Origin of the sequence: Streptomyces ossamyceticus, from assembly GCF_001418475.1 — a bacterium.
GTDB classification, from domain to species: Bacteria; Actinomycetota; Actinomycetes; order Streptomycetales; family Streptomycetaceae; genus Streptomyces; species Streptomyces ossamyceticus.
Window position 1 is genome coordinate 1 of record NZ_LIQX01000110.1, and the last position, 16,175, is coordinate 16,175.

Consider the following 16,175-nt stretch of genomic DNA (forward strand, 5'->3'; position numbering starts at 1 on the left):
GTGTTCGGGGTGCCGCTGACCGTGCTGCTGCTGGCCACGGCGGGCCTACCGGCGCGGACGGTCGTGCCGATGTGCGACTCCGCGCGGGGACGCCTCGGCTGGGCGGTCCTGGTGTTCGTGCTCGGCACGCTCGGCGTCCTGGCGGGGGTGGCCGCCTACGGTGGGGAGGTCGACCTGGGGAGCGCCGGCACACGGATCGCGTTGACGGGGGTGCCGTACGCCGTGGCTGCCGCGTTCCTCGTGCCGGACCGGCGACTGCGGCTGGGGGCGATGGCCGTGCTGGTGCTCGCCGTGGTCTACGGCGGCTTCGTCGGGCCCGCACAGGCGGAGCGGCGCCGGCACGCCGCCGAGGTCGCGCGGTACCGGGAGCACCGGGAGCTGCTGTACCTGGGGGACGTGCCCGCCGGGATGCGGTTGTCCCGCGCGGAGGTCGACTCCGCCTCCTTCAGTGTCGAGTACCACCCCGCCGATCCGGACGTCATGGGGTACGTGGGGCTGACGGTCCGCTCGCCGCTCACGCCGCCGGCNNCACCGTGGACGCGCGCGGCGAGATGCGCATGGTCAGCGAACTCCCCGGAGGGGGCCGCGACATCAGCCTCGTCCGTCGGCACCACGGCGGGGAGGTCGAGGTCTCCAGCCAGTTCCTCGACGAGGCCGGCCTGCGCCGTCTGCTGGACACCCTGCACCCGCTGTCGGACCAGGAACTGGAGAGGATGATGCGCGAGAAGACGATCACACAGGGCTAGTGAGCGGAAGGGCCTGCGCACACCAGATCGTCTTGCCGTCGCTGGTGTGCCGGGTGCCCCAGCCCTGGGTGAGCTGGGCGACGAGCAGCAGGCCCCGGCCGCCCTCGTCGAAGGCGCGCGCCCGGCGCAGATGCGGGGCGGTGTTGCTGCCGTCGGACACCTCGCAGATCAGGGAGGTGTCACGGATCAGCCGCAGCCGGATCGGTGGCTCGCCGTACCTGATGGCGTTGGTGACCAGCTCGCTGACGACCAGTTCGGTGACGAACGCCGCCTCGGCCAGCCCCCACGCCTCCACCTGGTCGACGGCCGCCTGCCGGGCCTGCTGCACCTGTGCGAAGTCGGCCTCGACGTCCCAGTCGGCGACATGGTGGGGATCCAGCGCGTGCGTGCGCGCGAGCAGCAGGGCCGCGTCGTCGGTCCGGCGATCGGGGAGCAGCATTGCGTCCATCACCGTGTCGCAGAGGGTCTCCAGTGACGTCGCGGAGGGCCGCAGGACCCGCAGCAGTTCGGCGATCCGCTGGTCGACGTCGCGTTCGCGGCTCTCCACCAGGCCGTCGGTGTACAGGGCGAGCAGACTGCCCTCGGGGAGTGCCACCTCGGTCGCCTCGAAGGGCAGCCCGCCGATGCCGAGCGGCGGCCCCGGCTGCGCGGGCACGGGCATGCTGGTGCCGTCCGGGAAGACGACCAGCGGCAGCGGATGGCCGGCGCTCGCCACCGTGAAACGGCGCGAGACCGGGTCGTAGACGGCGTACAGACAAGTCGCCCCGGACTCGCCGGTCGGCTGGAAGTGCCCGCCGGGGTGGTGGTCGCCGGCGAGGTGCAGGACCAGATCGTCCAGATGGGTGAGCAGCTCGTCCGGCGGCAGGTCCACGTCGGCGAGGGTGCGCACCGCCGTGCGCAGCCGGCCCATGCTGGCCGACGCGTGCAGGCCGTGCCCGACGACGTCGCCGACGACCAGGGCGACACGGGCGCCGGACAGCGGAATGACGTCGAACCAGTCACCGCCCACCTCCGAGCCGGTCCCGGCGGGCAGATAGCGGGAGGCCACCTCGACCGCCTCCTGGCTCGGCAGCCGCTGCGGCAGCAGACTGCGCTGCAGGGTCAGCGCGGTCGTGCGCTCGCGTGAGTACCGGCGGGCGTTGTCGATGGCGACGGCCGCCTTCGCGGTCAGCTCCTCGGCGAGGATCAGATCGTCGGCGGTGAAGGCCTCGGGCCGGTCCCGGCGGGAGAACACGACGACACCGAGCAGCGCGCCGCGCGCCCGCAGCGGCACGGTGATCCGGCCGGTGAGTCCGTCCTCGGCGAGCGACTCGTCGATCACCGGGTTGCCCGGCGGCCAGTGCGCCGGGTCGGCGGCGAGCCCCGGTCCGAACGCCCATTCGCCGCCCTGCCCGGACTGCGCGGTCAGCTCGACCGTGGACCTGCCGGTGGCCATGCAGCGGGCGGCCACGGAACCGGCGGCGTGGCTGACCGGCTTGGGGGGCTCGGGGAGGGAGGAGTCGTCGTCCCTCGCGCTGTGCCGGGCGGCGCGGCTGAGCGTGAGGGCATCGCGGGGGCTGAACGCGGGCGGCGAGGGAGGCTCCTCCCCGCGCAGCACCTCGTCGAAGAGGTCCACGGTGACGAGGTCGACGAATCCCGGTACGGGGGTCCTGGCCAGCTCCTCGGCGGTGCCGATCACGTCGAGTGTCCGGCCGATGCCGCCGCTGGCCTCGTTGAGGATGAGCAGGCGCTGCCGGGCCCAGTACTCGGCGCTCATGTCGAAGCCCCAGTTGGCGACCGCGCGGACCTTTCCCTCGGCGTCCCGGACGGGCCAGATGCTGGTGGCCCAGGCGTTGGCGTAGTCACCGCCGCGCGGGCGGAAGACGGTGATGAGACGCGTTGCCTTGCCCGTCCTCGCCACTTCGGCGAGCGCGTCGGTGTAGGGCTTGTCGTCCCGTTCGGGGAACAGCGAGCGGTCGAACTCCGGAAGTACCTCGCGGTACTTCTTGCCGAGCACCTGCTCCTCGGAGTGCGCGATCACCCGGCCGGAGGAGGCGTTGATCCACAGGAACCGCAGCTCAGGGTCGTAGACGCCCAGCGCGAAGGGGGACTGCTCGAAAGCCCGGTCGGCGATCACCGGGCGGCGCCCCCAGCGTTGCACGGTCAGCACGTGGCCCAGCGCCCGGCTGTCGGCGCCGCGCAGGGGGTGGACCGCCACCACGGCGTCCACCGTGGAACCGTCCCGGTGGCGGAGGGGGACGAACCCCGTGGGGTCGGGGCCGACGCCGTAGTCCTCCGGGAAGCCGGGCGGTACGGGATCGGCCAGCAGCTCGGCCGCGGGGCGTCCGACGGTGTCCGCCGCCGTCCAGCCCAGCAGCAGTGTGGCCCCCTCGCTCCAGCCGCTCACCACGCCGTCCGCGTCGACCACCACGGCGGCAGTGGGGGCGTCCTGCTTGCCGGCCATCTCCACGCGTCACGCCTCCGTCCGGACAGCCGCGCCCGCCAGGGCCGGTTCCGCCGGCCCGTCTCTCCACCCTAGATCCGCTCACGCTCCCCGGCGCTTCGACAGAATCCGTCGTGGACCGCGAGGGGGGTGGCCGCCGGGGTGCCGACGAGCGCGAGGCGGACGGCAGGGAGCGCCGCGGCGCGTACCCCGCCCGCCCCGGCGGCGGCTCGGTCGTGCCTCCAGGGTCACGTCGAGGCACCCGGCCAGGGCCTGGAGGGTGCCTCCTCGTCCAGCGCTCGTCCAGCGCTCGTCCAGCGCTCGTCCAGCGCTCGTCCAGCGCTCGTCCAGCGCCCGTCCAGCGCCCGTTCCGCGGTCGATCAGCGCCTCCAGGCGCACCGGTCACCCGTACAGGGTGAGTGGATGTCCCATCCGGTTGAGTCGAGGTGAGCCGGCCACTCGTCCCCCTTCCGTGCGACCCGAGAGGAACCCGGTGAAGCAAGCGCGTGCCAAGCAACCTCTGAAACAGGCGAGTTGAAGAAGGCGGGTGGGTCGAAACCGATCACCAGTCGACCAAAGCCAGTCGTAGAATGCCCTCTTGTCACCCGCATGCCACCGACGCCGCGAAGCGGTCCGGTCCGTGCGGTTGGAAACGGGGGGTTTCGGTGGGGGAACGAGCCGTGCCGGCAGGCATGTTGCGGTTCATCGTGCTGCGGGCGTGGGTGCATCGCGCGCTGCTCGGCGCCGTAATGCTGACCGTGTTGCTGACGACGTCCGTCCTGGCCGCGCTCACCGCCTACTCGAGCGCCATCGGCGACGCGGCGCTGCGCCGGTCGCTCGCCGAGGAGCGCACCGCCGCCGAGGCCGCCCTCGTGGTCAAGGCCGACGTGCCGGCCGACGAGAGGCAGGCGGCCGACGACGCCGTGCGGGCCGACTCCCGCACCCTCTTCGCGGGGCTCCCCGTCACGGTGCGCACCCTGCTGCGATCCGGCCCCTACGCCCTGCCGCCCGCACTGCGGCCGGCCTCGGAACGGGGCGGCAACCCGGACCTCACCCACTTCGCGGCCCTGGACCGCTCCCAGGTGCGGGCCGTCGCCGGGCGGCTCCCCCGGAAGGGAGCGACCTCGGGGCCCCTGGAGGTCGCGCTCCCGCAGAGCGCCGCCCGACAGCTCCGGATCGAGCCCGGCGACCGGCTGACCGTCACCGACCAACTGGACGGCCCGGACGTGCGCGTACTCGTCACCGGCGTGTACCGGCCGGTCGACGCCGGGGCACCGTACTGGCAGCTGGACGACCTCGGCGGCCGTGGCGTGAAGGCGTCGAGCTTCACGACCTACGGCCCCCTCCTCACCGCCCCCGGCGTACCGACGTCCGGCCGGGTGAGCGTCGGCGCTTCGGGCTGGCTCGTGTCGGCCGACTACTCCTCGCTGACCACGGAGCAGATCGGCGCGCTGCGCGAGGGCGTCCGCGCGGGGAGCGCGGAGCTGCGCAAGCGGCCCGCGCTCAGCGGCGCCACCACGGCGGCCACCGCCCTGCCCGAGGTGCTGGACCGCGTCGAACGCTCCCTGCTCGTCACACGCTCCAGCATGCTCATCGTCGCCGCCCAGCTCGGACTGCTCGCGGCCTGCGCCCTGCTGCTGGTCGCGGGACTGCTCAGCTCCGAACGCGTGGCCGAGACCCGGTTGCTGCGAGCGCGCGGCGCCACCCGGGCCCGCCTGGCGGGCCTCGCCGCGCTGGAGGCCGTGCTGATCTCCGTGCCGGCGGTGGTGGCGGCGCCACTGCTGTCCGGACCGTTGACGCGGCTGCTGGCCGCGCAGGGCGCGCTCGGCCGGACCGGCGTGCGCGTCGACCTGCCTGCCGCCGGCCGGCCCGAGGTGTGGGTGGTCGCCGCGAGCGTGGCCGCGCTGTGCGCGCTCGCGGTGGCCGTCCCCGCGTGGCGGGCGTCCTTCGCCACGGCACGGGCCGCCGCCCTGCCCGCACCGCTGCGCGCCGGGGCGGACCTCGGACTGGTCGCCGTGGCCGGTGTCGCCTTCTGGATGCTCTCCGGCCGGGGCTCCGGCGCCGTCACCGCCGACCGCGAGGGCGTCCTCGACGTCGACCCGCTGCTGGTCGTGGCGCCCGCCCTGGTACTCCTCGCCGGAACGGTCCTGGTCCTGCGGTTGCTGCCCCTCCTGGCGCGGATCGGTGAGCGACTCCTGACCCGCGGGCGCGGCCTGACCGCGGCCATGGTCGGCTGGCAGTTCAGCCGCCGACCCATGCGCGGGGCGGGCCCTGTACTGCTCCTGGTCATCTCCGTGGCGCTCGGTGTCATGGCGATCGGGCAGGGCGCGTCCTGGCACCGTTCCCAGGCCGACCAGGCCGACTTCCGCGTGGGCGCCGACGTACGGGTCCTGGCTTCCGGCGGCGACGGTCTCGGCCGTACGGACGTCTACACGGACCTCCCGCACGTCGACGCGACCGTCCCCGCGGCCCGCGGCACGGTGGCCCTCTCCGGCAGCCGTACCGCGACCGTCGTCGCCCTGGACACGGCCCGGGCGTCCGGGGTGGTGCGGGCCCGGCGGGACCTGTCGGACGGCCCGCTGCTAGCCGGGCTCGCCCCGCGCGGAGCGCCGCCCGCCGGCGTGGAGATCCCCGAGGGCACGACCCGGCTCACGCTGACCGCCACCCTCCACAGCACCCCGCGAGGGCAGGGCGCGGACGTCACCCTCACGGTGCTGGACCGCCACGGCACCTCCTACGAGATACCGGCCGGCCGCCTCCCCGCCGACGGCCGCCCCCACGAGCTGACCCCCGAACTGAACGGCGCCCGAGGCCCGTTGACGCTGTCCGGCCTCGAACTGACCACACCGCAGCCGTTCAGCCGACCCCACCGGCACCGTCTGGTCCTCGACACGCTGACCGCGGCGGCGGACGGCGGTGACGCACAGAAGCTGACCCTGCCTACGCAGTGGACGACCGCGATCGAGGCCGACACGCCCGCCGTCCCCGACGACGACGCCATCGCCTCGCACCCCCGGATCACCTCCACGGCACCCGTCACCATGACGTACAGCACCGGGTACCAGCCGCCGGACGTGTCACCGCCCGCCTCGCCGCTGGAGGTCCGGCTGAAGGTCACCCAGCCCGCCGAGCCCGAGATCGTCGCGGTCGCCACCGACCGGTACCTCACCGCGTCCGGTACCCGTGAGGGCCAGCGCCTTCAGGTCAACTTCGACGGCCACGCCGTACCCGTACGCGTCGTCCGCACCGCGAGCGCCCTGCCCACGACGGAGACCACCGCGCAGGACGGCGGGGCCCTGATGGTCGATCTCCGCGCAGTCAACCAGGTACTGCAGGCCCGCCACGGAACCAGCCTGAAGCCCACCGAGTGGTGGCTGCGCACGAGCGCCCCCGAGGCCACCGCGGCCGCCGCACGGGCCCTGCCTGACGTCGACCCGGAGCAGGTGATGGTGCGCGACGAGACGGCGGCGGAGCTGAGCGACGACCCGTTCGGGGCCGCCCCGGAAGCCGCGCTGGTCGCGGCGGCCGTCGTGACGGTCCTCTTCGCCTCGCTCGGCTTCGCGGTGAGCGCGGCGGGCGCGATCCGCGCCAGGGACGGCGAGTTCGCCGTGCTGCGCGCCCTCGGGACACGGCGCCGCCGGCTCGCCCGGCTGGTCGCCGCCGAGCACGGCGTGCTGGTGGCCCTGGCGCTGCTGGTCGGCACGGCCCTGGGCGCGGTGCTGACGTACGCGCTGGTACCGCTCGTCGTCCTGACCGGGCAGGCCACCCGACCGCTCCCGCCGGTGCTCGTCGAACTCCCGCTCCTGCGCCTCGCCGCCCTGCTGGCGGCACTCGCGGCGGGCCCCACCCTGGTGACGGCGGCCCTCACGCTCCGGCGGGCGAAACCCGTGACGACGACTCTCAGGGACGAGGTGACGCAGTGAGCGCGGGACCGGTGCCCCCGCAGGGCAAGGGGACGGGGGCGGCGCCGCCGCACGCGGGGGCCGGGTTGGGCACCCGGCTGAGGGCCTTCGCCGGCACCTCCGTGGCCCTCGCACTGCTGGTGGCCGTGACGGCCGCGCTCGCCGCCGCGTACCCGCGTGCCGTCGACCGGTACGGGGACGCGGGGCTGCGCCGGGCCATCGAGCAGGCGGCACCCGACCAGACGACGGTGCAACTGCAGGCCACGCCGCCCTGGATGGAAACGATCAAGCAGATGGAAGCCGCTCTGCGCCCTGGTCCGCTGGCCGCGGCGAAGGCGGAGATCTTCGCCACCGCGGCGGTGCCGCTGGTTTTCGACGCCGAGCAGTCCTCGTACGGTGTCCGCACCACTGTGCCGCTGGAGACGCCCGACCCCTGGCTCCCCAAGCCCTCGGGTCTGCCCACCCAACTCGTGCTCGCCGCCCACCAGAACCTGTCTTCCCACGCCCGGCTCAGCGTCGGCCGATTTCCGCGCACCACGAATGAACCGGTGACTGCGGCGACGGCCCGGGTCGAGGCCGCTGTCACCGTTGACACCGCTCGTACGCTCGACATCCGGGTGGGTTCGGTGATCCACGTACCTGGTGTGAAACGTGCCCCTCTGGCGGTCCGGGTCACCGGTATCGTCGTCCCTCGTTCCCCTGCGGGCGCCTACTGGTCGGCACAGCCGCTGCTGCGCAAGCCCGTGCTGAGTCACCTGCCCGACAGCCCGCTGAAAGAGGTGTACTGGCTCGGCGGACTACTCCTCGCCCCTGACGCCGGCCCGGCCCTTCTGGGCACCCGCGGTTTCCCAGAGCGTTATTGGCACGTGGCTCCCCACGCAGGTTCCCTGCACGGCCGCGACCTCGATCGTCTGGCATCCGCCGTCGCCGCTTTCGAAACGGGCCCGGGATTGGCGCACCTACGCGCGACCGTCGACGACGAGCTGGAGGCCCAGACGAACCTCGACGAGGTCCTCGCCGACCACGCCCGACTGCGCTCCGGGATCGAGCCGCTGCTCGTCCTCGCCGCCGTCGGGACGGGCAGCCTCGCCGTCATCGTCCTGGCCATGGCCGGCGGTGTCGCGGCCGATCGCCGACGCGCCGAACTGGCCCTGCTGCGGGCCCGCGGCGCTTCCCTGCCCGGCCTCGCCGCCCGGCTGCTGGCCGAGACGGCGGCGGTGGCGGTGCCGGCCGGCGCCCTCGGCCTGACCGCCGCACTGCTCCTCCTGCCCGACGCCCGCACCGCGCCCGCCGTCATCGCCGCGCTCGCCGTCACTCTGTTCGCCTGCCTCGCGCTGCCCCTGCGGGCCGCGGCGGCGCACCGCACGGTACGGATGCACGACGGCCGGGAGGACCTCACGGCGACCCGGCCGTCGCGGCGACGCACGGTGGCGGAAGCGACGGTGCTGGTGATCGCGGCGGGCGCGGTCGCCGCCCTGCGCCGCCAGGGATCCGGCAGCACCGGCCTGGTGGCCGCCGCCCCCCTGCTCACCGGTGTGGTCGCGGCTCTGCTGCTGGCCCGTCTGCACCCCCTGCCGCTGCGCGCGCTCAGCAAGGCCGCCGCACGCCTGCGCGGCCTGGTGATCCCGCTGTCGCTGGCCCAGGTGGCCCGAGCCCCCGGCTTCGCCGTGCTGCCGCTGCTCGCTCTGCTCAGCGCCCTGACGACGGCCGCGTTCGGCGGCTCCGTCCTGGCGGGGGTCACGGCGGCCCGCGACCAGGCCGCGCTCCTCGACGTCGGCGCCGACGGCCGCGTCGAGACCACCAACGGGCGACTCCCGAAGGCCCTGCCCGACCGTGTGCGCGGGCTGCCCGGCGTACGGGGCGTGACGGCCGCGAGCGTCACCCACGAGGCGAAGCCGCAGCAGAGCGGCCAGCCCGTCCCGCTGGCCGGCGTGGACCCCGCCGCCTACGCGCGCCTGGCGCACGACACCGGACTGGGGGCGTTCGACGCGGCGAGCCTCCGCGGCGGGGGCGAGGGCGAGGCCGGCAACGACGGCGAGGACGCCGGTGCGGGGGGCGGTGCCGATCGTCCGCTGCCCGCCCTGGCCTCCCCCCGGGTGGCCGAGGAGTACGGCACCGGCCCCTACGTCGTCCTGCTGCCGGACGGCACCTCCGTCACCGTCCAGGTCGTCCTCGTCCGGGAGCACACCCCGGCCGTGATCGGCGACGACTTCCTGATCGTGGACCGCGCCGGGCTTCCCCGCGCGGCGGCGCACGCGACGACCCTGCTGCTGACCGGTGACTCCATGAACGGGCGGGCGCTGCGCTCGGCGGCGGACGGGACGGGCGCATCCGTCCGGCTGCGCGCGGAGGAACGCGCGCGGCACGTCGACTCACCGCTGCAGTCCGGCGCGGAACGCCTGTACGTCGTCGCGGTCGCCGCGGGCGCCGGGTACGCGGTCCTCGCCCTCCTGCTGACCGTGCTGCGCACCGCGCCCGAACGCCGCGCGCTGCTCGCGCGGTTGCGCACGATGGGCATGAGCCGTTCGCAGGGCCGACGGCTGCTGATCCTCATGGCGCTGCCGCAGGCGTTCCTGGCTGCGGCGGGCGGTGTGCTGACCGGCTGGGCCGGCATCCACCTGCTGTCGCCGGGCATCGACCTCGCCACCATCGCCCTGGCCTCCCCGTCCGGCCTCGAAGGGGCCGCGCTGCGCACGGATCCGCTCTCGCTGGGGGTTCCGGCACTGATCGTGCTGCTGCTGGCCGTGGGCGTGCCGGCCGCCCAGGCCTGGTGGACCGGCCGACGCGGCTCGGTGAGTGAACTGAGGCTGGGTGACAACTAGACAATGATCCGCACGTCGAACAGCCCCAGGGCCCACCGCGGCCCGGATCACGCCCGTCGCGATCACGCCGGTACGGGGACCGGTGCCGCCGGTCCCTGCGGGCTCGGTCTGATCCGCAGGCCCTGTCGTGGGGTGCCGCGCCTTGGTGGGGTCCGCATGTCCTGTCGTTGGGTGCCGCGCCTTGGTGGGGTCCGCATGTCCTGTCGTTGGGTGCCGCGCCTCGGTGCGATGCGTGCGCCCTGCCGCCGGGGCCCCGTGTTCCGGCGCGATCCGCACGGCGGGTGTCAGCCCCCTCCGGTACCGGCCCGTGTCCTTCCGTCCGCCCAGGAGCAGCCGATGACCACCACTCCCACCTTCCACGAGCTCGCCGACCGCGCTCTCGCCGCGCGCAACGCCGCCGCCTACGGTCACGACGCCCTGATCACCTGCGACCGGGTCGTACGGATCTTCTCCGCGGACGGCGTGGAGGTCCAGGCGTTGCAGGGCCTCGATCTCCTCGTGCGGAAGGGAGAGCTCATGGCCCTGGTCGGCGCCTCCGGCAGCGGCAAGTCGACCCTCATGAACATCCTGGCCGGACTGGACAGGCCGACCGCCGGCGCGGCCCGCGTCGCCGACCACGACCTGGTCACCATGTCCGCGAAGGAACGCCTCACGTACCGTCGCACGACCGTCGGCTTCGTCTGGCAGCAGACCTCCCGCAACCTCCTGCCCTACCTCACCGCCGCGCAGAACGTCGCGCTGCCCCTGCAGCTCGCGGGCACCCGAGGCGGGCGCCGCGCCCGGGCCGACCGCGCCAAGGAGCTCCTCGACCTGCTGGACGTCGCCGAGTGCCGCGACCGCCGACCGCACCAGATGTCCGGCGGCCAGCAGCAGCGCGTCGCCCTCGCGGTCGCCCTGGCCAACGACCCCGCGGTCCTGCTCGCCGACGAGCCGACCGGGGAACTCGACTCCCACACCGCCGAACAGGTCTTCGCCGCGTTCCGCACCGCCAACGAGGAACTGGGGACCACGATCGTCATCGTCACCCACGACCAGTCCGTCGCCAGTGAGGTCCGCCGGACGGTTGCCATCAGGGACGGCCGCACGTCGACGGAGGTCCTCCGCCACAGCGAGGTCGACTCCGCGACCGGCCAGGAGAACCTGGTCGCCCGCGAGTACGCCATGCTCGACCGGGCCGGCCGCCTCCAGCTCCCCGCCGAGTACACCCGCGCCCTCGGGATGCGCGACCGGGTCGCCCTGGAACTGGAGCCCGACCACATCGCGGTCCGCCCGGACGACACACGGAACGACGACGCCGCACGGAACGACCGGGAAGGCTAGCGGGGCCGGGCGCGACCGGGGCGCGACAAGGGAGCAGCCGGGGTCTGCGGCGACGAGGGGTGGTGAACGCTCGGAGCTAGGACTCGGTGATCTCGCCGTCCTTGAGTTCCAGCACACGATCGGCGAGGTCGAGAAGTGTCGCGTCGTGGGTGGCGACGAGAGCCGTGATCTGTTCGCTGCGGACGACCGCGCGGAGCAGTTCCATCACGGAGTGCCCGGTCTCCGCGTCCAGCTGACCGGTCGGCTCGTCGGCGATGAGGATCGAGGGACTGTTGGCCAGGGCGCGGGCGATGGCGACGCGCTGACGCTGCCCGCCCGACAGCTCGCCGGGGCGCTGCGCGGCATGGTCGGCGAGCCCCACCAGCGACAGCAGCAGATCGACGCGTTCCCGCCGCTCACGCGGGTCGGCCCTGCGCAACCGCATCGGCATGCCCACGTTCTCGGCGGCCGTGAGGATGGGGATGAGCCCGAACGACTGGAAGACGAAGCCGATGCGTTCCCGACGCAGCGCGAGGAGGGCGTCCTCACCCTGTTCCCCGAGGTCCAGCCCGTCGACGGTGACGCTTCCGCTGTCCGGCTCGTCCAGCCCGCCGACGATGTTGAGCAGGGTGGTCTTGCCAGAGCCCGAGCGCCCCTTGAGAGCGACGAGTTCCCCCCGAGGGACCTCGAAGGAGACGCCGCGCAGAGCATGAACAGTGCTCGCGCCCCGCCCGTACGACTTGTGCACATCCGCCACCCGCAGCATGGCTGCGGTGGTCACCGCCTGGCTCATCGCGCCCCCGTAAGCTCCGCTGATCCGCGGCGCGCAGTATCCCACCCACCCACACCACCGGCAAAGCAGGCCGCCCTGACGGCACTTCGGTCCCGGCGAAACCGCGACCACGCACATGACGAGGCGTCAAGATCACTGCGCACTGCGGCCGTTGAGGCTGTCCACCGCTGAACTGATCGGCCGTCAGCCGCCGGTCGACGGGTTGTGCGCGAGTGTGTCGGCGGCCGCGCGGAACTCCTGCAGGACGGCGAGGAGCCCGCTCCTGCCCCACAGCGCCAGGCCCAGCACGGCGACACCTATGGCCGACATATGGACGGCTCCCTGGATGTCCCGGCCCGAGAGCGCCCGCATCACCGACTGGTCCCCGCGCGCCCAGGCCCGCGTCGCCTCGGCCATGGCGAACTCGTAGTGGGGCGGGGCCGCGGCGGAGACCTCGTCGGTGTACCGGACGAGGTCGTCCAGCTTCCAGTGCCTGCCGGTCAGCTCCATGATGCCGACGGTGGAGCGCAGCAGACCGCCCAGAGCGGCGTACACCTCCGTCCAGGACCGCGCGTCCAGACCGGCCAACGCCTCGCGCACCGCGACGGCGTCGCTGTACGCGTAGCCCCTGACGGCATCCAGCGCGGCGTCGTAGGAGGTCCTGTGCGGTGCGTCACTCATGCGCTCGACAGTAGGGATGGCCCGACCGGCGCGAATCGGTCTCCTGACGCAACGCGTCTCGGAAGAAAGCACTAGGACCAGGGATCGCCCCCGCAGGGGCCCAGCCCACGGTCGCGGCCCTCGTTGCGCCCCGGATTGTCCGGTGTGATCCATAGCGGGAGTGATGTGCGACATACGTGCTCTTGCTCCCCTATGGGTAGCTTGAAGTCTTCGCCCGTTCATGGCGCTGCGTGACCGCGCGCGCCGTCCATCGATCCCCGGTCCGGGAGACCCATGCGCCTTCGAATAGCCTCCGTGCCGCCCCTCGCCCTGACCGGCGGCGCGCTGACCGTGGGCCTCGGCGGTCTGTATCTGGCCGGGCTGCTCGTCACGGGTGGTGAGATCGCAGCGGGGACGACGGTGCGCGGGGTGGACATCGGGGGCCTCAGCCGCGCGGAAGCCGTCCGCAAGCTGGACGACCACCTGGAGGCGGCCGGCGCGAAGAAGCTGGCCGTGAAGGTCGGAGACCGGAAGGGGGCCGTCGACCCCCGCCGGGCCGGACTCACCTTCGACGCCGAGCGGACCGTCGACCGGGCCGCGCGCACCGCCTCCGATCCGTTCAGCGTGGTCGGCGCGTTCTTCCGCTCGGGGGGCGACATCGAGCCGGTGGTGGATCTCGACGAGAGCAAGGCCCGCACCGCCCTCGGGAAACTGGCGCGGAACCTGGACCAGAAGGTGCGCGACGGAGCCGTGACCTTCGAGGAGGGCCACGTCGAGCAGGTCACCCCGCGTCGTGGCTACGCACTGGACGTCGACGCCGCGGTGCACACCCTGCGGACCTCTTTCCTGCACGGCCCGACGAACGCCGTCACGGCACTGCCCACCCGCGAGACCGAGCCGAAGGTGGCGGCGGCGGAGGTACGGCGCGCCGTGCGCGACTTCGCCGGACCCGCCATGTCGGCGCCCGTCACGCTCACCGCGGGCGGCCGACAGTTCACGCTCAGCCCCGCCGTCGTGGGCGAGCACCTGACGATGCGGCCGGACGACTCCGGCGAACTGGTCCCGGAACTGGACGGCAAGGGGCTGCGCTCCGCCCCCGCGGTGGCCCGCCCCCTGGCCGGCCTGACCGCGACGGCCGAGAACGCCCGGCTGCGGCTGGACGGCGACCTGGCCGTCGTGGCCGACGACGCCCGGCCCGGCACGCAGATCACCGACCAGGCGCTGACCAAGGCCGTGCTGCCGCTGCTCACCAAGACGGGCGCCGCCCGCAGCGGGGAAGTGGCCGTGCGACGGATCCAGCCGGAGGTGACCCGCGAGAACGCGGCGCGGCTGGGGCTGACGGAGAAGATGTCCTCCTTCACGGTCAACTTCGAACCGGCCCCGTACCGCACGAAGAACATCGGGCGGGCCGCGCAGCTCATCAACGGCTCCGTCGTCCAGCCCGGCGAGACATGGAGTTTCAACCGGACCGTGGGGGAGCGCACCGCGGCCAACGGCTTCGTCGACGGCATCATGATCCTCGACGACAAGTTCACGGAGGCGCCCGGCGGCGGTGTCTCCGCCGTGGCCACGACCATGTACAACGCGATGTTCTTCGCCGGCGTCAAGCCGGTGGAGCACGGCGCCCACTCGTTCTACATCGAGCGGTACCCGGAGGGCCGTGAGGCGACGGTCGCCTGGGGCAGCCTCGATCTCAGGTTCGCCAACGACTCCGGCCACGCCATCTACATCCAGGCCGAGGCCACGGACACCTCGGTGACGGTCACCTTCCTCGGTACGAAGAAGTACGACGAGATCGAGTCGGTGAAGGGCCCCCGGACCAACGTGCGGCCGCCGGAGAAGCTGGTGAGCACCGACGAGAAGTGCGTGCCGCAGACCCCGCTCGAAGGCTTCGACGTCACCGTCGAGCGCGTCTTCCACGACGACGGCCAGGTGGTGAAGCGGGAGCCGTTCCACACCCACTACACCCCCCGCGACGAGATCACCTGTGAAGCCCCTCAGCCTTCGGACAACGGCACCCCCGACGTCCGGTAGCCCCGCCGACGCCGGGCGGCCGTGAGCCGACGGCTCCCCGGATGCGGCCACGGTGTTCCGGAGGCGGTCACGCCTGAGCGTTCGCAGCGTTCGCCGCGTTCAGCAGATCGGCCAGGACGTGGGGTCGTTCCAGGGAGATGAAGTGCCCGGCGTCGGGCACCTGCGTGAAGTCGGCGGCCGGCAGCAGCCGCTTGTTGGCCTCCCGGTCCGAGGGGCGCGACCAGTCCTTCTCCCCGTAGACTAGGTGGATCGGAGCCTTGATCCCGGGATAGCGCGAGCGGGCCGCAATGAGGCTGGGCAGGTTCCGGTACACGCTTCGGGCGACGGTCGGATAGCCGGGGCGGGCGCCCACCTGGAGCAGCTCGTCCACGTAGTCCTCCCGCAGCGCGCTCTTGTCGCCGAGCCCGCCCTGAAGGATCTTGCTCAGGGCGGGCCTGGGCTCCACCCCCGCGATCACCGGCCCCACCACCGGGGCGAGGACACCGCTGACCACCACACGGGCGAGGAGGCCGGAGCGGGCGATCCCACCGCGGAAGTCGTAGGTGTTGACGGCCACAACGCGCCGGACCCGCTCCGGCAGGTCGGCCGCGGTGGTCAGCGCGAGCACCGCCCCCATGGACTCCCCGACCAACGTCACGTCGAGCAGGTCGAGTTCGGTCAGCAGCCGCTCGACGCCGACACGCATGGCCGGCTCGTCGTACGACGCGCCGGGCACGATCTCGGAGTAGCCCATTCCCGGCAGATCGAGGGCGTACACGGTGTAGTGGTCCGCGATCAGCGGGATGAGGAGACGGAAGTGCTCCGCCTGGGTGCGCACGGTGTGCAGCAGGACCAAGGGGGCACCACGGCCCGCCTTGAGGTAACGCAGCGTCCCCTCGTGACCGTGTCCTGTGCGCGGGACGATGGTGTGGCTGGTGGTCCCCGGAATGAGGATCGTGGGACGTGGCTCCTGGCTGGGCATCTCGTCGACTCCGTGTGTTCCGAAGGGGGTTACTCGGCCAGCTCGGCGTACAGCCCGGCCAGGTCGCCGGCCAGGCCCGCCTTGACGTGGCGCGTGATGTCGTCGGCGAGCACCTCGTACGCGCCCGACTCGACGCCGTCGAGCGCGAGTGCGGCGACGTCACGAGGGCTGGACTTGGGGGCGTCGACACCCTCGGCAAGATCCGTGTCCACGTATCCGACGTGGAGTCCGGTGACGGCGATACCACGGGGCAGCAGCTCCAGGCGCAGGGAGTTGGTCTGCGACCACAGGGCGGCCTTGGACGCGCTGTAGGAGCCGCCGAGCGCCAGCCAGGAGAGAACGGAGTGCACGTTGAGAAGGTGGCCGCCGCCGTTGCGTTCGATGACGGGCACGAAGGCCCGGGTGAGGAGCAGCGGGCCGTAGAAGTTGGTCTCGAACTCCCGGCGTATGTCGTCGACGGGGGAGTCCAGGAAGGACGCGCCGACCGAGGCACCGGCGTTGTTGATCAGCACGGTGACGTCCTCCGCCTGCGCGGCGGCCGCCGCGCAGGCGGAGGA

9 protein-coding genes and 1 pseudogene are annotated in these 16,175 nt (G+C 73.4%); 5 read left to right on the plus strand and 5 right to left on the minus strand.

Going from position 1 to position 16,175, the window contains the following annotated elements; translation table 11 throughout:
* A pseudogene (locus tag AOK15_RS10135) lies at positions 1–527 on the plus strand (hypothetical protein); the annotation flags it as partial.
* Positions 528–732: 205 nt separating this feature from the next.
* On the opposite strand, the gene AOK15_RS10140 reads toward AOK15_RS10135, so the two are convergent.
* Entirely contained in the window at positions 733–3,189 is a 2,457-nt protein-coding gene (locus AOK15_RS10140; RefSeq protein ID WP_055515036.1) for a SpoIIE family protein phosphatase, read from the minus strand.
* Between the two features lie 671 nt (positions 3,190–3,860).
* Here AOK15_RS10140 and AOK15_RS10145 point away from each other — a divergent pair.
* The 3 genes from AOK15_RS10145 to AOK15_RS10155 all read left to right on the plus strand — a co-directional run bounded on the left by AOK15_RS10145 (position 3,861) and on the right by AOK15_RS10155 (position 11,212).
* Positions 3,861–7,091, plus strand: a complete 3,231-nt coding sequence (locus AOK15_RS10145; protein WP_055515020.1) for an FtsX-like permease family protein — start codon at positions 3,861–3,863, stop codon at positions 7,089–7,091.
* Positions 7,088–9,892, plus strand: a complete 2,805-nt coding sequence (locus tag AOK15_RS10150; RefSeq protein ID WP_107099377.1) for an ABC transporter permease — start codon at positions 7,088–7,090, stop codon at positions 9,890–9,892. The genes AOK15_RS10145 and AOK15_RS10150 overlap by 4 nt, the downstream gene beginning before the upstream one ends.
* A gap of 336 nt (positions 9,893–10,228) precedes the next feature.
* Positions 10,229–11,212, plus strand: a complete 984-nt coding sequence (locus tag AOK15_RS10155) for an ABC transporter ATP-binding protein (protein WP_055515023.1) — start codon at positions 10,229–10,231, stop codon at positions 11,210–11,212.
* A gap of 76 nt (positions 11,213–11,288) precedes the next feature.
* Here the strand turns inward: AOK15_RS10155 and AOK15_RS10160 are convergent, their stop codons facing one another.
* Positions 11,289–11,984 carry an ABC transporter ATP-binding protein gene (locus AOK15_RS10160; protein WP_055515025.1) on the minus strand — a complete coding sequence of 232 codons (696 nt, stop codon included), beginning with the start codon at positions 11,982–11,984 and terminating at the stop codon, positions 11,289–11,291.
* A gap of 183 nt (positions 11,985–12,167) precedes the next feature.
* The gene (locus AOK15_RS10165) at positions 12,168–12,644 is read right to left on the minus strand and encodes a hypothetical protein (protein ID WP_055515027.1); all 477 of its coding nucleotides are present in this window, start codon (positions 12,642–12,644) and stop codon (positions 12,168–12,170) included.
* Between the two features lie 273 nt (positions 12,645–12,917).
* Between AOK15_RS10165 and AOK15_RS10170 the strand changes: the two genes are divergently transcribed.
* The gene (locus AOK15_RS10170) at positions 12,918–14,657 is read left to right on the plus strand and encodes a VanW family protein (protein ID WP_055515030.1); all 1,740 of its coding nucleotides are present in this window, start codon (positions 12,918–12,920) and stop codon (positions 14,655–14,657) included.
* 67 nt (positions 14,658–14,724) lie between these two features.
* Here AOK15_RS10170 and AOK15_RS10175 read toward each other — a convergent pair whose 3' ends face one another.
* A complete protein-coding gene (locus tag AOK15_RS10175; RefSeq protein ID WP_055515031.1) occupies positions 14,725–15,618 on the minus strand; it encodes an alpha/beta fold hydrolase in 894 nt (297 codons plus the stop codon).
* Between the two features lie 29 nt (positions 15,619–15,647).
* Positions 15,648–16,175: SDR family oxidoreductase (locus tag AOK15_RS10180; protein WP_055515034.1), on the minus strand; the 528-nt coding region annotated here is incomplete at its 5' end.

Excerpts from the sequence above, each read along its gene's own strand:
- AOK15_RS10145 (WP_055515020.1), top strand. The coding sequence starts at position 3,861 with ATGTTGCGGTTCATCGTGCTGCGGGCGTGGGTGCATCGCGCGCTGCTC.
- AOK15_RS10160 (WP_055515025.1), bottom strand. The coding sequence starts at position 11,984 with ATGAGCCAGGCGGTGACCACCGCAGCCATGCTGCGGGTGGCGGATGTG.
- AOK15_RS10140 (WP_055515036.1), bottom strand. The coding sequence starts at position 3,189 with ATGGCCGGCAAGCAGGACGCCCCCACTGCCGCCGTGGTGGTCGACGCG.
- AOK15_RS10165 (WP_055515027.1), bottom strand. The coding sequence starts at position 12,644 with ATGAGTGACGCACCGCACAGGACCTCCTACGACGCCGCGCTGGATGCC.
- AOK15_RS10170 (WP_055515030.1), top strand. The coding sequence starts at position 12,918 with ATGCGCCTTCGAATAGCCTCCGTGCCGCCCCTCGCCCTGACCGGCGGC.
- AOK15_RS10155 (WP_055515023.1), top strand. The coding sequence starts at position 10,229 with ATGACCACCACTCCCACCTTCCACGAGCTCGCCGACCGCGCTCTCGCC.
- AOK15_RS10175 (WP_055515031.1), bottom strand. The coding sequence starts at position 15,618 with ATGCCCAGCCAGGAGCCACGTCCCACGATCCTCATTCCGGGGACCACC.